The 14,711-nt window shown below is 54.0% G+C and carries 12 protein-coding genes and 1 pseudogene; 9 read left to right on the plus strand and 4 right to left on the minus strand.

Translation table 11 applies throughout. The features are described 5' to 3' along the window. The first annotated feature begins 33 nt into the window (after positions 1-33). Genes AC2T28_RS21755 through ureG form a run of 3 tightly spaced genes read left to right on the plus strand, consistent with a single transcriptional unit; the run spans position 34 to position 1,743 of the window. Positions 34-489 (plus strand): urease accessory protein UreE, encoded by a 456-nt coding sequence (locus tag AC2T28_RS21755; RefSeq protein ID WP_138165394.1) that lies wholly within the window; start codon positions 34-36, stop codon positions 487-489. Further along, positions 455-1,126, plus strand: coding sequence for an urease accessory protein UreF (locus tag AC2T28_RS21760; RefSeq protein ID WP_486750733.1), 672 nt, complete (start codon positions 455-457; stop codon positions 1,124-1,126). Before AC2T28_RS21755 ends, AC2T28_RS21760 begins: the two co-directional genes overlap by 35 nt. Beyond that, the gene (gene ureG, locus AC2T28_RS21765; RefSeq protein ID WP_138165392.1) at positions 1,123-1,743 is read left to right on the plus strand and encodes an urease accessory protein UreG; all 621 of its coding nucleotides are present in this window, start codon (positions 1,123-1,125) and stop codon (positions 1,741-1,743) included. The genes AC2T28_RS21760 and ureG overlap by 4 nt, the downstream gene beginning before the upstream one ends. 40 nt (positions 1,744-1,783) lie before the next feature. Here ureG and AC2T28_RS21770 read toward each other — a convergent pair. After that, positions 1,784-2,380: pseudogene (locus AC2T28_RS21770) on the minus strand (IS6 family transposase); the annotation flags it as partial. Positions 2,381-2,657: 277 nt separating this feature from the next. On the opposite strand from AC2T28_RS21770, the gene repA reads away from it, so the two are divergent. From repA to repC, 3 genes are all read left to right on the plus strand, one after another. Beyond that, the gene (gene repA / locus AC2T28_RS21775) at positions 2,658-3,848 is read left to right on the plus strand and encodes a plasmid partitioning protein RepA (protein ID WP_486750734.1); all 1,191 of its coding nucleotides are present in this window, start codon (positions 2,658-2,660) and stop codon (positions 3,846-3,848) included. After that, a complete protein-coding gene (gene repB / locus AC2T28_RS21780; protein WP_138165390.1) occupies positions 3,838-4,770 on the plus strand; it encodes a plasmid partitioning protein RepB in 933 nt (310 codons plus the stop codon). The genes repA and repB overlap by 11 nt, the downstream gene beginning before the upstream one ends. Before the next feature lie 181 nt (positions 4,771-4,951). Continuing rightward, positions 4,952-6,163: a plasmid replication protein RepC gene (gene repC / locus AC2T28_RS21785; protein ID WP_138165389.1), complete on the plus strand. Its 1,212-nt coding sequence runs from the start codon at positions 4,952-4,954 to the stop codon at positions 6,161-6,163. 644 nt (positions 6,164-6,807) lie between these two features. On the opposite strand, the gene AC2T28_RS21790 is transcribed toward repC, so the two are convergent. Together AC2T28_RS21790 and AC2T28_RS21795 are read right to left on the minus strand one after the other, a co-directional pair. After that, positions 6,808-7,410 (minus strand): hypothetical protein, encoded by a 603-nt coding sequence (locus tag AC2T28_RS21790; RefSeq protein WP_138165388.1) that lies wholly within the window; start codon positions 7,408-7,410, stop codon positions 6,808-6,810. Then, a complete protein-coding gene (locus tag AC2T28_RS21795) occupies positions 7,407-8,165 on the minus strand; it encodes a ParA family protein (protein ID WP_486750735.1) in 759 nt (252 codons plus the stop codon). The genes AC2T28_RS21790 and AC2T28_RS21795 overlap by 4 nt, the downstream gene beginning before the upstream one ends. A gap of 470 nt (positions 8,166-8,635) precedes the next feature. Between AC2T28_RS21795 and AC2T28_RS21800 the strand changes: the two genes are divergently transcribed. From AC2T28_RS21800 to AC2T28_RS21810, 3 genes are all read left to right on the plus strand, one after another. After that, positions 8,636-9,229, plus strand: a complete 594-nt coding sequence (locus tag AC2T28_RS21800; RefSeq protein WP_486750736.1) for a hypothetical protein — start codon at positions 8,636-8,638, stop codon at positions 9,227-9,229. Between the two features lie 73 nt (positions 9,230-9,302). Then, positions 9,303-11,270: a relaxase/mobilization nuclease domain-containing protein gene (locus tag AC2T28_RS21805; RefSeq protein WP_246079571.1), complete on the plus strand. Its 1,968-nt coding sequence runs from the start codon at positions 9,303-9,305 to the stop codon at positions 11,268-11,270. Between the two features lie 12 nt (positions 11,271-11,282). Continuing rightward, complete coding sequence (locus AC2T28_RS21810; RefSeq protein WP_486750737.1) at positions 11,283-13,211, plus strand: type IV secretory system conjugative DNA transfer family protein; 1,929 nt, start codon at positions 11,283-11,285, stop codon at positions 13,209-13,211. 72 nt (positions 13,212-13,283) lie between these two features. Here AC2T28_RS21810 and AC2T28_RS21815 read toward each other — a convergent pair whose 3' ends face one another. Next, positions 13,284-14,576: a hypothetical protein gene (locus AC2T28_RS21815; RefSeq protein WP_486750738.1), complete on the minus strand. Its 1,293-nt coding sequence runs from the start codon at positions 14,574-14,576 to the stop codon at positions 13,284-13,286. Positions 14,577-14,711 lie beyond the last annotated feature (135 nt).

The raw sequence follows: 14,711 nt of genomic DNA on the forward strand, positions 1-14,711 counted from the left end.
TTACGATATCTGCCCTTCCCATAGGGCGCTGCCATGAGCGCTCCGTCGATGACCTGCCGCGCCTATCACAGCCATGCCCATGACACAGCCCCGGTTGATCGGGTGGTGCTTGATTACGATGCCCGATTTATGCGCCGTAAGGTACTAACCACCGAGGCTGGTCAAAAACTGCTGGTCGATCTGCCCCAAACCACATCACTGGACCACAAGGGCGTGCTGCTGTTGGACAGCGGTGGCGAGATCGAAGTGGTCGCCGCATCGGAAAAGCTGTTGCAGATCACCGGCGATGACATGACCCAGTTGGCCTGGCACATTGGCAACCGCCACACCCCCTGCCAGATCGAACCCACCCGCCTACTAATCCAGAATGATCATGTGATCCGCGACATGTTGAAACTATTGGGCGCCGAGCTTTGCGACGTGACCGAGACCTTTACCCCGGTTGGAGGCGCCTATGGTCACGGGCGCACTCATTCCCATGCTCACTGATCCCGACCTGACCCGGCTTCAGCAATGGCTGTCTCCGTCCTACCCGATCGGGGCCTTCGCCTATTCGCACGGCCTTGAGACCGCAATCGAGACTGGTGCAATCATCAGCAGTGCTGACCTACGGATGTGGTTGATTGACCTGCTAACAAATGGTGCCGGTTACAGTGATCCAATCCTACTGGTCGCCGCCTATCGCAGTGAAGACGCCAAAGTTTTGCAGGACATCGACCAACAGGCGCGGGCCTTTGCCCCCTCCAAAGAGCGTCTGGCCGAGACAGCTCTGCAAGGTGCTGCCTTTTGCCAGACCACCTCGGCGATTTCAGGCCATGACATCCCAGATCTGACTTATCCGGTTGGCCTTGGCTATGCAGTGCAGCTACATGATCTACCGCTGGATGTGACCATGCATATGTACCTGCATGCCTTTGTCTCCAACCTTGTCGCAGCCGCGCAGCGGTTGATGCCAGTTGGGCAAGTCGAAGGGCAACGCATTCTGACAGAACTGGCACCATTGATTGCCCAAGTGGCACAAGACGCACTGACATCAGATCTCACCCACCTCAGCGGCTCCTGCTTCCTGGCCGACGTCGCATCAATGCAACACGAAACTCAATACTCAAGGATGTTTCGCTCATGAGCACTTTTAATGGCCCCTTGCGGATAGGTATCGGCGGCCCCGTCGGCGCTGGCAAAACCACCCTGACCGCCGCCCTTGCGCGCAGTTTGTCCAGAACCCACTCCATTGGAGTCATCACCAATGACATCTATACACAGGAAGACGCCGAAGCGCTGATGCGGATGCAGGTGTTGCCGCGGGATCGCGTCATCGGTGTCGAAACAGGGGGCTGTCCACATACTGCCATTCGCGAAGATGCCTCGATCAACCTCGCCGCAATTGCTGAAATGCAAACCAGACATTCCGACCTTGAAATTGTCCTGATCGAAAGCGGTGGTGACAACCTGTCAGCCACCTTCAGCCCCGAACTAGCCGATGTGACCATCTATGTCATCGACGTAGCCGCAGGTGAGGAAATCCCCCGCAAGGGAGGCCCGGCAATCACCCGTTCTGACCTGCTGGTCATCAACAAAACCGATCTGGCCCCCTATGTCGGGGCCTCGCTCGAGGTGATGGACCGGGATGCAAAGCGAATGCGTGGCGACGGGCCGTTCTTCTTAGCCAGCCTTAAACACAACCAAGGGGTCCCGGATATTATCGCTCAACTTGCTGAGGTTGGTGGATTTTCCATTACCTAAGGGACTGTTGCATTAACCAGTCTAAGATTGTGAAGTGTTTTTTGAGGCTCTGTCGCAAAGTTTTCAATCCGCTGAAGCCAAGTATTGGCCGGGTGATCCGCTTGATGAAACGATGGTCCTGCTCGACGATATTGTTGAGGTATTTGGATTGAACGATGTTGATGATACGGCCAGTTCCCGTAAATTTGAGAATGACGTTCAGCTTTTGAAGACCAGCTAAATTGGCCCCGCTTTTGTCGATGGCAATACGGTCCGGGATACCGTTTGAGCCAACTGCTCGTTTGAAGAACCTTCGTGCGGCGGCGGTGTCGCGCCGCTCTGACAACATGAAATCAAGGGTTTGCCCGTCACGATCAACTGCGCGGTACAGATACGTCCATTTCCCTCGAACCTTGATATACGTCTCGTCCATCCGCCAGGAGATAGCGGTCGGCTTTTTTCTGGCTTGGGCGTTTGCCGCAATCGTTGGCGAGAACTTTACCACCCAGCGGTTTAACGTAGCGTGGTCGACTTCCACCCCGCGTTCGGTCATGATTTCCTCCAAATCTCGGTAAGAAACTGCATATCGGACGTAGAAGAACACGGCGTACAGGATCACCGACTTTGGGTAATGGATTCCTTTGAAATCAATCGTCACGGTGGTTGCTCGCCTTCAAATTTCGAGACCTTCGGCTAACATAATTCCGCCGTCCACCCCAACAGCCAAAACTATGCGACAGAACCCCGAGTGGCGCATGATTTTGCAAACGCCCCGGCTCTGTTGATGATAGACCCTTGGTTAGTGTCTTCCGATTGTTTTCCCACAATATGCTGAAATTGCTTGCGGGAATCGCGTTATTCTTCCATTAATATACGGAATATGTGGAATAACACGATGGAAACCGTAACAAACGGTTCCGACCAAAGGCCAGAGCATGACCCAACAGATCTCCCGTATCGACCTGCTCGTCGGGCAACACGCTATGAAGTTATCTGAGCGTTTACAGGCACATAGAGCAGAACTGTTTCCGCCAGATGCCCGCAAGGAGTTGCGTCGTTTTACCTCTGGAGAGGCTGCAGAGTTACTTGGTGTTAAGGATGCATACCTGCGAAAACTGCATCTCGATGGCAAAGGACCCTCGCCCGAGATTCGCAGCAACGGACGCCGTTTCTATTCGCCGGCCGAAGTTCAGGCCCTGCGTGAATTGCTGGAAGCGGGTGCCAAAACACCCGGCACCTACCTGCCAGGACGAAGTGAAGGCGACCATCTGCAAGTGATCACTGTGATCAATTTCAAAGGTGGATCTGGTAAGACAACAACCGCCGCCCATCTGGCGCAAAAAATGGCCTTGGATGGTTATCGGGTTCTGGCAGTCGATTTGGATCCACAGGCTAGCCTGTCCGCTCTGCACGGCTTTCAGCCTGAATTCGACCTGCTCGACGGCGGCACACTGTACGATGCCATTCGCTACGATAATCCGGTGCCCTTATCGCAGGTGATACAAAACACCTATTTCACCAATCTGGACCTGATTCCGGGCAATCTGGACCTGATGGAGTTTGAACACGATACCCCCCGCGCGCTCATGCAACCAGATGGTAGTTTGTTTTTCACCAGAATAGGCGAAGCGCTGGCTTCGGTTGAACACGATTATGATGTGGTGGTGATAGATTGTCCGCCTCAGCTTGGCTTTTTGACCATGTCAGCGCTGTCAGCAGCAACGGCGGTTTTGGTCACAGTGCATCCTCAAATGCTGGACGTGATGTCAATGTGTCAGTTTCTGCTGATGGTGTCGAATTTGCTCGGCGTGGTGTCCGAAGCCGGCGGCGACATGTCTTATGATTGGCTCCGCTATGTTGTCACACGGTACGAGCCTGGCGACGGGCCGCAGAATCAGATGGTCAGTTTCATGCGTTCGATGTTCGGTGATCATGTGCTTAATCACCCGGTGCTAAAATCCACCGCCATTTCGGATGCCGGTCTGACCAAACAGACACTTTATGAAGTGGAAAAGAACCAGTTCACCCGCTCAACTTATGAGCGCGCAATGGAAAGTCTGAACGCCGTCAACGGCGAGATCGAGGCCCTGGTTCAATCAGCATGGGGACGTAACAATGGCGCGTAAAAACTTGCTCAAGGGCCTGATCGAAGGAACCACCGAAGCCGCCCCGCCTGTCGGCGAACAAAGGCAGCGTGTGGACAGTGCCAAGCCACGCTATACCACCGGGGCAATTGGCGCGGTCAATCAATCGATTGCCGCACTGAAAAGCCGTTCGGTTGCAGATATTGACGCGCGAATGATCGACACTGCCGGAATGCAAGACCGTCTGGATACGGCGGATGATGATCTGCATATGCTGACCCAGTCAATCCGGGATTACGGCCAACAGGTGCCGGTATTGCTGCGCCCCAATCCCAATGACCCAGAACGCTATCAGGTGGTCTATGGCCGCCGCCGTGTCGCCGCGCTCAGGACCCTGGGATTGCCGGTCAAGGCGTTGGTTCGGGTTCTGGATGATCGGGCACTGGTGATTGCCCAGGGTCAGGAAAACGCGGCCCGCAAAGATCTCAGCTTTATTGAAAAAGCCAACTTTGCCCGCCAGATGCGCGATGGCGGCTATGACCGCAAGGTCATTTGTGACGCGCTACACATGGATAAGACTTTGATATCGCGCATGCTTTCGGTAACAGATCGCATTCCAGTGGATTTAATCGAGGCAATCGGAGCCGCCCCCACTGTTGGGCGGGACCGCTGGCTAAAGCTGGCAGATAAAATCAACGGTCGCGATCTTCTCGCCGCCGCACAGGGCGCAAGCTCTGAGGCCCGGTTTGATGCCGCGATGGCAGCACTGGTCACACCGCGGCACACTGCCCCACCGGCACGGAGCCATACCCTGGATAGCGGGACCGAATTAGCCAAATCCGCACGCAAGGGCGGCAAGACCGTTCTAACCCTACACAGCAAGGCCGCGCCGGGCTTTGATGATTGGCTGGTTGAAAACCTCAACCAACTGCATCGTAACTGGCTCGATGGCCGTGACAACTAAATTCTTAACAAAAACAACAACAGGAGGACACCTCAGACAGAGCCAATAAAAAGCCCCCCGAAATGGATTCCGAGAGGCCTTTAGTTCGTGTTTTTGCACTTCCGAACATAGAGGATCGAGTTGACAGCTGTCAACAGGCGCCGAGTTTGGCGGGCAAGAAAGTTTTGTCATGTGATCGAATATGGAGCAATTAACAACGACGCCCTTTGGGCAGCGGCCAATGACGATTGGCCTAATCAAGCAAGCTACTGATGCCCTACACTCCGCAGACATCCCACATTGTGATAAATGGCAACTGTTTCGAGCCCTGTGCACCGCACGCCTGCATTATGGCCTCAGTGACCGTGATCTGACGGTGCTAAACGCATTGCTCAGCTTTCACAAAGGCGCCAATCTCAGCGGCAATACCAATCTGGTGGTTTTCCCCTCCAACAACGCCCTGTCCGAGCGCGCCCATGGCATGGCCGAGAGCACCCTTCGCCGTCATCTGGCGGCTTTGGTGCACGCCGGAGTGATTAGCCGCCACGACAGCCCCAACGGCAAACGCTATGCCTCTCGCAACCGCGACGGCCAGATTACCCGTGCCTTTGGCCTTGATCTACATCCGCTGCTGCGCCAGGCCCGCCAGATCACCGAGGCAGCAGCCGTAGTCCAGGCCGAAGCAGCGGAGCTGAAGCAACTGCGCGAGAATCTGTCTTTAATGAAACGCGATGCCAGCAAACTAGCTGAATATGGGGTCGAGGTCGGCGTTCAAGCCCCCTGGGACGCTGTGCAACAAGAGCTGTCTGTCATTACCAAGTTCAAGCGCCGCAAACTCGACATTTATGCCCTTGATCAGCTTGGGGATAAGTTGCGGGCACTCCTGTATCGCATCCGGAAATATCTATCGATGACAGAAAATATGAGCGGCAGTGACATCGAAAATGGGCGGCACTATCAGAGTTCAAATAAAGACTCTAAAGAATCTGAACCAGTCATAGAAACAACCGCATCTGCTAATGAGCTGTCCAACACCCCTACCCTGTCCCAAAAACAGAACCCTTTGGAAGCCCAAGAAACAACCCATACCAGCCTTCCCTTGGGCTTAGTGCTCAAAGCCTGCCCTGCCCTGATCCCCTATGCGACAGAGCAGATAAGACATTGGCATCAACTAATCGGATTAATGACAACGGTCCGCGGCTTTATGGGCATCACACAGGATGCCTGGGACGATGCCAAGCGTGTTATGGGCGCTGAAGCTGCAGCAATCACTGTCGCGGCAATTTTACAGCGCATCGACGACATTCGGTCTCCCGGAGGGTACCTACGATTTTTGACCCAAAAGTCAGCTGCCGGAGGATTTTCACCAGGCCCGATGATTATGGCCCTCTTGTCCCCAATTAGGCAGGCTTGACCAATGTTGACAGCTGTCAACTCCATGGATCCCTTTGTTAGGGGAGCATGCATCACAAAGAGGCGCAAGTTTTTTAAAAAATCGACAACAACAATTGGCACAGATGTAGGGCTCTGATGTGACGACAGTCCAATACACTGGTTGTCAGCGTCTATGTCGAGACGTTGACAGACGTTCAGGCAAAATGTGGTTAGCCGGATGCATCTTAGCTGAGTAACAAATCGGTGCCAAAAAATAAGGAACATTCCCCTCTATGCCAAAGACAATAAACACCCTGCACCAAACTTGGCGATCCGCTCAACTCTACATCTGCTTTCACCGAGACCAGAAAGGCGAGCGACGGAACGCTCCTAAAGTCTGGCCACCGAAGAACGCCAATGCGATTATTCACAATGACCCACATGAGCAAGAAACCTTTGTTGTGGTTAAAAGTGCGCAAGGGGAACCAGCTCAAGACTTGCGAATCAAACTACGGCCCGACAAGGTTGTTCTACGTGGCGATTATCCAGATGCTTAGAACGGCATTCTTGTGTCTGAGCATTCAGTCTCCGTTCCCGTGGCGGGTATAACCTTTCGCATCAATCAATATGGCTCGATCACTTGGGAAAGCGAAGGCGCAGTAAACTGGAGCGACCCAATGAGCTTCACAGATCATCCCTGGTTGCCGCTTGCATTGCATCACAAAGCGCCCTGCCCTCCTCCTGAAACAGCCCTACCAAAATCGGTTTGCACGCTTCTCTGGCAACCCCAAGATCAAACGGGTCGAACCAATGATTTAGGTTCCGTGCCATATCTCCGGTAAATACCGCCGCATATCTAATAGACAGCCCACCCGGAGCTGGATCCGGAACTACAGGCTTTGTGCTTCCGCAGGCCAAGGATTTGAACCGTACTGCTGCCTTATTACGAAGTCCCTTTAGCAGCAGCTCCACCGGCTGGTCATGTGCATCAGCCAAACGCTGAATTCGCTCTGACAGCACATTGCCCAGGTTCAAGCGATAGTTGATCTGAATTGGCCTAGTGGACTGGAGACCCCGCGGCTTGGAAGCCGACTGGTAAACTGTCGGCTTCTTCTGAGACGGGTCATGTTTGTCGGTAAACTGACCGTGGGGTTCAACCGCCGTAATGTTGGGTACCGCTGCTGCCACTACACCATTGCTCGCGGGTTTGCCATCGTCAGCGGCGTCCCGTTTCGCATAGGCATCATCAACACCCGTCAGGATCAGGCGATGTTTATCCCGCTTCATTCTTTTGTCCTCAGTGCAATGTCCATACATGCTGTCAGAAACGCGTCTGCTTCATTGAGGGCCTTCATCATGTGTTTGGGGTTCTTGGCAAAGGCTGGAGATGTTTCATTCTGTCGGGCCAAAACACGGCCCAACAGACCTTGTCGATCCATTGTCTTGTAAGCCTCTCGTTCTTGCAGCACAGCAGGAAGGATCTGCAGGACCTCTTCTGGATGATCTACGTCGATGCCAACAAGTGGGTTGGAATGGATTGTGCGAATGAGTTCAGCGTCTCCTTTTGAAGCCGTTGAGGACAATCTGTTGAGCGCTACAGTGAACGCTGGCAAGAGGGCAGGGTTGCTTGCGCGATCCCGCATGCGGAACAGGTAATTTGCAGTTCCAACTGCGGTCTCTAGATCCGACTGCGACAGCAAGATGGGGCATAAGATCAGATCAGCCAGAATGGCAAAGGTATCGTGATCCCGGCTGGCATCCCCGGCGGTATCGATCACCAGAAGGTCAACGTCACCTTCGTCCTCAATTTCCTCGACGATCTCTGCAACCTCACCTGCATCAATTGTTTGATAGGCATCGATGCCGGAGGACCAGAGGCCAGCTGCAGCAGCCCGTATGGCCCAGTTGGCGAGATTGCCAGTCTGATCCGCGTCAATGAAGGCGCAGCGCAGTCCTTTGGTATCCGCGGCGCTCAAGAGTACTCGTGCAGCGGTGGATTTTCCGGCGCCGCCTTTTTGGTTCATCAGCGTGATGGTTTGCACTTTGGTATCCTGTACTTGTGGTGACTGGCACATCGCCAATCGTCGTATTGGCGTGTAACCGAATGGCCGATTGGCTTCTATTGTCCGACCGTCTGTGGTTTTGGCAGCATGTCGTTTTGTTGACCGGGCAGTCTGTTGAACTGTCAGAGTGGCAGCCTGTTAAACCGCACGCAGACGATTTGTCGTTTGAGCGACTGTCGGCCTGTCATTCTGTCATCCCGTTAGTACGGCGGGTGTAAGGCTGTCTCTTTGTCAGGTTTACATGCAGGGAGATGTTATTCTGTTCCTGTGTCATCGTGCGATCTGTCTCACTGTTTCTGTGCGCTTTATCAGCGTGTTTTTACGGTAGGTAATTTTCAATACATGTCAAAACGGAAAAATGCGCAATATCGATTATTGCGGTTGTGCGAAGCCGTTTGAGAGGCTAGCGAAGGAGGAGAGAGAAGAGTGACGTTGGCAGGATATGCCTAATGTATGCACATTATGTCAGTGGGGTCCTGCGGCGCATGAAGAGATCAAGGCTGACAGTTGAGCAACGCCAGGAGTTGGCTCGGCGCCACGCCGTGGGCGAGGACGTGAATACTCTGTCCAAGGCTTATCAAGTGACTATTCGCCAGGTCTATCGGGTGCTGGCGGATGAAAAGGGCGACACACGGGGCAGGGCCCGGGTGTCGAAGTCTGTGTCGTTCCGGGCGCCGACTGGGGAAATAGACGTGTTTCTTGCCAGTGCGCGCGGCGTTGGCATTACTGGATCCAGCCAAGCGTTTCGGGCACTGGTGCGGATGGCTCTGGGACTGTTTGAGTTGTTTCCGAACCAATTGGAAGACTTCAATCGCTCCGTTTGGCTGATTGGCAAAGAGGGACAGTTGCTCAATCAACTCGCCAAATCAGTTCACAAAGGCAAGCTGCGGCTCACAGATGAGGACCGGATTTTGCTGTCCAAATGTATCGACGTGAACAAACGGCTTTATGATGAGCTGCGGGACATCCTTGATGAGGCCAAGACGCGGCGCGGCTATGCGCTGTCACAGCTGTCCAGAGCAAAAGGGCAGGGGGATGGGTAGGCAGGACCCTTTAAGTCTCTACCACGCAGTTATGGGGGATCTGTGGGAGGAAGAGCACCGAAGGGCGGGAGTGATGCGTGATGGTGCTAAAGAGCGTCAGGCGCGTAGCTATAAAGCGTCAGGGCGCCCATCTGTGCGCAACATCGCCAAGGCCTCTCAGGGATCACGTGCGGCGGTGTTCAAGCGCATTAGGGCAGGGGGCTGCAAGACGCGCCGCTCGCTTGGCAATCAGTTGGACTATGTGAATGACAAGGCAGTGTTCACCTTCTCAGGCCAGGCCAATTCTCTGGATGGCGGTGCCACTCTGTCAGAGGACCAAAAGACCAAGATCTTAGATCAGTGGACGGGGACTTGGCGGGGCAGCTCAAAGCTTGGGTTTACCAGTCATATGCTACTCAGCTTTCCCACGGATGTCTCTGCAGATCAGGTGCACGACATCACCTTGGATTGGTGTGAGCATTTTTTTGAGAGCGGTCACTACGGTGATGAGTGGGATTATGTCGTTGCGGTTCACACCGATCGGGATCACCCGCATGCGCATATTTTGTTGAACAATAGAGGCAAGGATCAAGGGGTGTGGTTCTCATGCTGGGCAGAGGGCGTGATGTCACCCCAGCTCATGCGGGAGAAGCAGGCCGAAATTGCAGAGAATTACGGCGTTGCACTTGATGCGACCACGCGGTTGGAGCGGGGAGTATTTTCCAAGCCTGCGGGCCTGGAAGAGATCTACGCCGCCAAAGCTGAAGGTCGGTCCGCACGTGAAATCGCGTTGAGTGAAGAAGAAGCCTCGATGGCAGAGGCGGCCGTGATCGCCTTTGCAAAAGAATATATGGACGTTGCCGACGTATTGGATCGGGCTGATGCGTCTCATTTGGCTGCAGCTGTGCGCCTTATGGCGGGCTCCCTTGCAGCGGGTAGCGCGTGGACTATTGAACAAGGAGATTTTGATTTGGCTGAGATTAGGACTGTTGGGGAGGCCATTGACTATGCCGAGACCCGCATTGAAGAAATACGAGATCATGCGGAGACCTTGGAACAACCCGAGCGCACCAGTTTTGAGCTGCGGGCAGCACCCGTGATCGCGAGCCTGTCTCAGTTGGTACCTGATCCGGAATTGCGTACAGCCTATAATCAAGAGCTAGCGGAGCCCTATCCGCCGGGATCAGACTTGGAAGGTCTGGGAGGGATACTTGCCGATGCACAAGAAAGCGGCGCGCTTGCTGGGTTCTTGCACGAGGGTCAGGAGCTGGGTCTGGATACGGATGAACTCCTGGCCCGCATGGAAGCGGGTGGCACCAAGAACCATGGGCTGGCTCAGGAGTGGGTTGAGCGGGATCTGACGGCAATCCTGGCCAAGAATGGCATTGAGATTAGCGATGCGTCAGTTGAGCAGATGGATGATGGCGTTGAGACGTTGGATGCGTTCCAGATGCGCCTTGCCAGTGCGCTTGGTGTTGAGATGCAAAGTGCCTTTGCAGATTTGGAGCTTGAAGAGCTGGATGACAATTTGGAGCAAGTACAGGAGGAGGGCGCTCGCCACACCTTGCAGGGCGAGACTGCACGAGAACAGGGTCTTCAGTTGGCCGGTGCCAGGGGCGCAGCCGAATTAGGGGACACAGCCTACGCAACGGGCATTGACGTAACCGATACTGAAGAACCGGCGAACGATTATATTCGTCAGCTGGCGCAGGAGTTGCAGGACGGTGATCTGTCTGACGAACAACAGGAGGTTAAGCAGCGTACTTTGGTGGCCGAGCTACACAAAGAACTTGGTGATGAGGGCATGGCCGAGCTGGATCGCGGCCATTGGCAGGTGTTGGAGGTGGTGCTGCCCAATAAAGTTGATCAGATCAGCGTCACCAAACAATATCTAGAGATTGCCGCAGAGGATCGTGGAGAGCCGGAGTTTGCGGAGATGGCCTCTGATCTAGCCCAGGCCCGTGCCAATGAACGCGCCAAGGAAATCTCGGTTGAGAAGGCGGCTGAGAAATCATCCGAGAGGGCCCGCGACCGGGTTCTTGATGATGATATGGGCCTGTAGGGCAGGCTACAAATGAACAATCCTGTAAAACTGAGTGCCGGCGTTTTGTTTGGCCTCCTCTGTGGTGCAATGATCGGCACCATTATCGGTAGCGCTTATCTGAGCCTAGCGCTTCGGCGCGGCGTTGCCGGTTTTGATATGTTCAGCGTTTGGGCGGCGTCTGAGGCCGTGCGAGCGGCGCACCCTGAGGCCTTCAAGGTCGCCTTCGGTGCTGTTGCTCTCTTTGCTTCGGGCTTGGGTCTCCTGGCCTTTGTCTGGAGCTGGCGCAAACAGCGTGACGACTATGGCTCGGCGTATTGGCAGACCAAGCCCGAGCTGAGAAAAAACGATATGCTGCATCCGGTGGGAAATGGCTTTGTCTGTGGCAAACTAGGGGTGCCTAAATCGAGCGCCAGTTATGTATCCTCCAAAGAGATCCCACATGTGATGATGGTGGCACCGACGCGTGCTGGTAAAGGTGTCGGCTTTGTCATTCCCAATATTCTCGCCTTCAACGGCTCCGCCGTGGTTTTGGACGTGAAGGGCGAGAACTTTGAGAAAACCGCCCGCTACCGCATGGGCAATGGCGATGAGGTCTATCGGTTCTCACCGTTTGACTGGGCCAATGGGACCCATCGTTACAACCCGCTTGCTCGCATAGCTAAAGCCAGGTCTTTTGCGGAGCAGTTTACCGAGGTCAGTATTTTAGCGGATCTGTTTCTGGACAAGGACAACAGGCAGTCAGATACATTTTCCGAGGCGGGTAAGACCATTTTTGTCGCGGCTTGTCTGTTAGCGCTACAACGTAATAAAGCCACCCTCGGCGAGGTCTGTAAGATCGTGTCTGATGGGGTCGACAAGAACGCGCAGTACCAGACCTACGCTGAGGAAGCCGTCGAGCCGACGCTGCAAACCCTTTGGAGGAATGCGGCCAGCGCCTCTGATCGACTCCTGACCAGCAATATTCAGGCGTTGAAAACCGCAGGTCTCAAACAATGGGACAACCCTGCTGTTGTCGCAGCTACCAATGAGAACGATTTTGACTTTTCCACCTTCCGGAAAAAGCCGCAGTCGCTCTACATTGCCGTGTCCGAGGACCACATTCCTACGCTGGCCCCGCTCCTGCGGTTGATGTTCGCTGATATGATTGCCAGCTTGCGAGCAAATGAACCTGGGCCAGACGAAAAATGGCCAGTGATGATCATGATTGATGAATTCCAGCAGATGGGCGCCATGCCCTATCTGGAGCGCGCGATCCACACCCTGGCGAGTTATGGTGGCCGTATTGCCATGATTGCGCAGTCTCTGGCGGCGCTGGACAAGATTTACGGCCCCGACGGGCGTGGCAGCTTAGAAAATGGCGCAGGGTTAAAGCTCTATATCACCCCGCGCGACGAGCAAACGGTGAAAGAGGTCTCGGCATCTGTTGGCAAGACCACCTGCGAAGCGGTTACCCTGTCCTATGGCCGCAACAAGGGCATTCTGGGGGAGCAATCTTCAACCAGTCGCTTGGAGGAGCGGCCTTTGCTATCTGAGACCGAGGCTCGGTTCATGGATCCGGATGATGTAATAATTCTGGCGTCTCCCCAGCATCCCATCAAAGCAACGCGGATTAAGTATTATGAGGATCCGAAGTTCATGGAGATGATGGATGTGCAGGAGGGGAGGGTGTTGCCGTATCCGCCGCAGCAACGGCAGGAGACTACCGCTCGGCAGGACCAGAAAGCTGAGGTCAACAAGCCAGGGGCTGATGGTGATGAAAGTGAAAAAACTGAATTCAAAGCCACACGATCAACACAACGAAATAGACCCTCCCGCAAAATGAAACTGGAGATACCGAAGGCCGGGGCAGGGGGCCGTGGTACTGCTCCGATTAATCTCAGCGAGTTGGATAGAGATGCGCCTGTCAGCAAAAGCCATCTGGAACTCATCCGCGAAGGGCAGGCGTTCCCGCTTGGATGACTTGTCAAAATGATCAACTCGTGCCGCATTTTGAGCCCACCGATCGTAGCGCTCAAAACTGGTTTCTGCAGATCACTCTACCACTTGTAAATAAAGCTCGGTCAGTGGTTTTCCGTCTTGCACGATTTTATCGGTTTTCTGCACCTTGAACTTGGTGTTTGGCTCGAACAGGTATTCAACCTTTTCCGGCCCATCCGACAGCGGTGTAATGTAGGTCGCGTTATGCCAAATCGTGGCGCCATCAGGGGGCGACACAATCAGCACGATGCCGTTGGAATAATGCATCGCGTCCTGTTGGGAATCCGTGAAAGACATAAACGTTTTCAACGTCACCGTATTCCCAACCGCCAGAAAGCCATTTACGGCATCAGCCAACGGCATTTCAAGCGGCGGCAAAGCTGCATTGTTGTTCGCAGGCAGTTCCAGAAAATAGGTCGCAAAATGGACCGGACCAAGATTGGCGATGGCAACCTGCCCGCTGTAGAGTTTGGGTTTTGCATGGGTTGTCGTGCGTGGCATGGATTGCATGGCCGCGGACACCACGTTGCTTTCCGATGCCACACCACTGCTAAGCGCTGGTGCCTGCACTTCAAGCTGTGCCGTGACATTCGCCAACGTGTCGGCAGGCACCATCATAAAGGAGTTCATGTAGTCCTTGTTTTGCGGCGTATAGGGTGGCCAATTGGCTGACCAAATTGAATTGGCAATACTGTTCATGTCCAAAGGCGCGTTGGTAACGCCGGTATAGGCAAAAAGGCGCATAAAATCGATGCGGGTGAAATCCGCCGTCGTCCAGTCATAAACCGACATTGCCAGTTCAAAACTATCAGAAGAATATGGAAAAAATTGAAGGCCAAGGGCTTTCAACTGTGCCGTTGTTTTACCGGGCTCGTCCGGGATGTCCTGATAGGGGATGTAATTTTCCACCATCATCTGCTTGAACGTGCTCATGTCCTGGGCTGAGACTACGGGTGGTAATGTAAGTTGCCCACCCAAGTCGTTACCATCGCCGGTGATGAGATAGGTGCCGTCGTTATTGATAGTCAGGTCAATCGCGCCTTGCCCGTCATACCAATAGATCACGGTCCCAATCAAGATCTGCCAGTAATGTGGGCCACCGGGCTGATGGCCCATGTCCGTAAAATCCAGAAAGCCGAGGCTGTCGACGAATAATCGAAACGACGCTCCCTCTGGGCCACGTACAGCGCCAATTGCATCGCCGTCTGAAAAGGCGACGGCCTGCAACGGCACCGAATTATTCGTAACGCTATTTATTGCCCACATAAAATTTCCCCCTATTAATTGCGCTTCTTCGCCTAAGAGTTGCAGCCGCATGATGGGGTAAGCCAAAAACCGATCGCGCATGTCGCACTGCAAGGTCAAGAAAGCTGGAAGCCCACACGATGGTTCCAATAGAAATTTGTTGCTTTCAAAGCTAATTCGGTTCAGCCTACATCATTAAGTTGAATAGTTCCCATACGGTTCCCCATTAGGTTAGTG

Source organism: Parasedimentitalea nitratireducens (assembly GCF_057444295.1).

Bases quoted from the DNA above. Each gene is read 5' to 3' on its own strand.
- AC2T28_RS21790 (WP_138165388.1), bottom strand. From the start codon at position 7,410: ATGAAGCGGGATAAACATCGCCTGATCCTGACGGGTGTTGATGATGCC.
- repA (WP_486750734.1), top strand. From the start codon at position 2,658: ATGACCCAACAGATCTCCCGTATCGACCTGCTCGTCGGGCAACACGCT.
- AC2T28_RS21805 (WP_246079571.1), top strand. From the start codon at position 9,303: ATGCGTGATGGTGCTAAAGAGCGTCAGGCGCGTAGCTATAAAGCGTCA.
- repC (WP_138165389.1), top strand. From the start codon at position 4,952: ATGGAGCAATTAACAACGACGCCCTTTGGGCAGCGGCCAATGACGATT.
- AC2T28_RS21810 (WP_486750737.1), top strand. From the start codon at position 11,283: ATGAACAATCCTGTAAAACTGAGTGCCGGCGTTTTGTTTGGCCTCCTC.
- AC2T28_RS21755 (WP_138165394.1), top strand. From the start codon at position 34: ATGAGCGCTCCGTCGATGACCTGCCGCGCCTATCACAGCCATGCCCAT.
- AC2T28_RS21760 (WP_486750733.1), top strand. From the start codon at position 455: ATGGTCACGGGCGCACTCATTCCCATGCTCACTGATCCCGACCTGACC.
- AC2T28_RS21800 (WP_486750736.1), top strand. From the start codon at position 8,636: ATGTATGCACATTATGTCAGTGGGGTCCTGCGGCGCATGAAGAGATCA.
- AC2T28_RS21815 (WP_486750738.1), bottom strand. From the start codon at position 14,576: ATGCGCGATCGGTTTTTGGCTTACCCCATCATGCGGCTGCAACTCTTA.
- repB (WP_138165390.1), top strand. From the start codon at position 3,838: ATGGCGCGTAAAAACTTGCTCAAGGGCCTGATCGAAGGAACCACCGAA.
- ureG (WP_138165392.1), top strand. From the start codon at position 1,123: ATGAGCACTTTTAATGGCCCCTTGCGGATAGGTATCGGCGGCCCCGTC.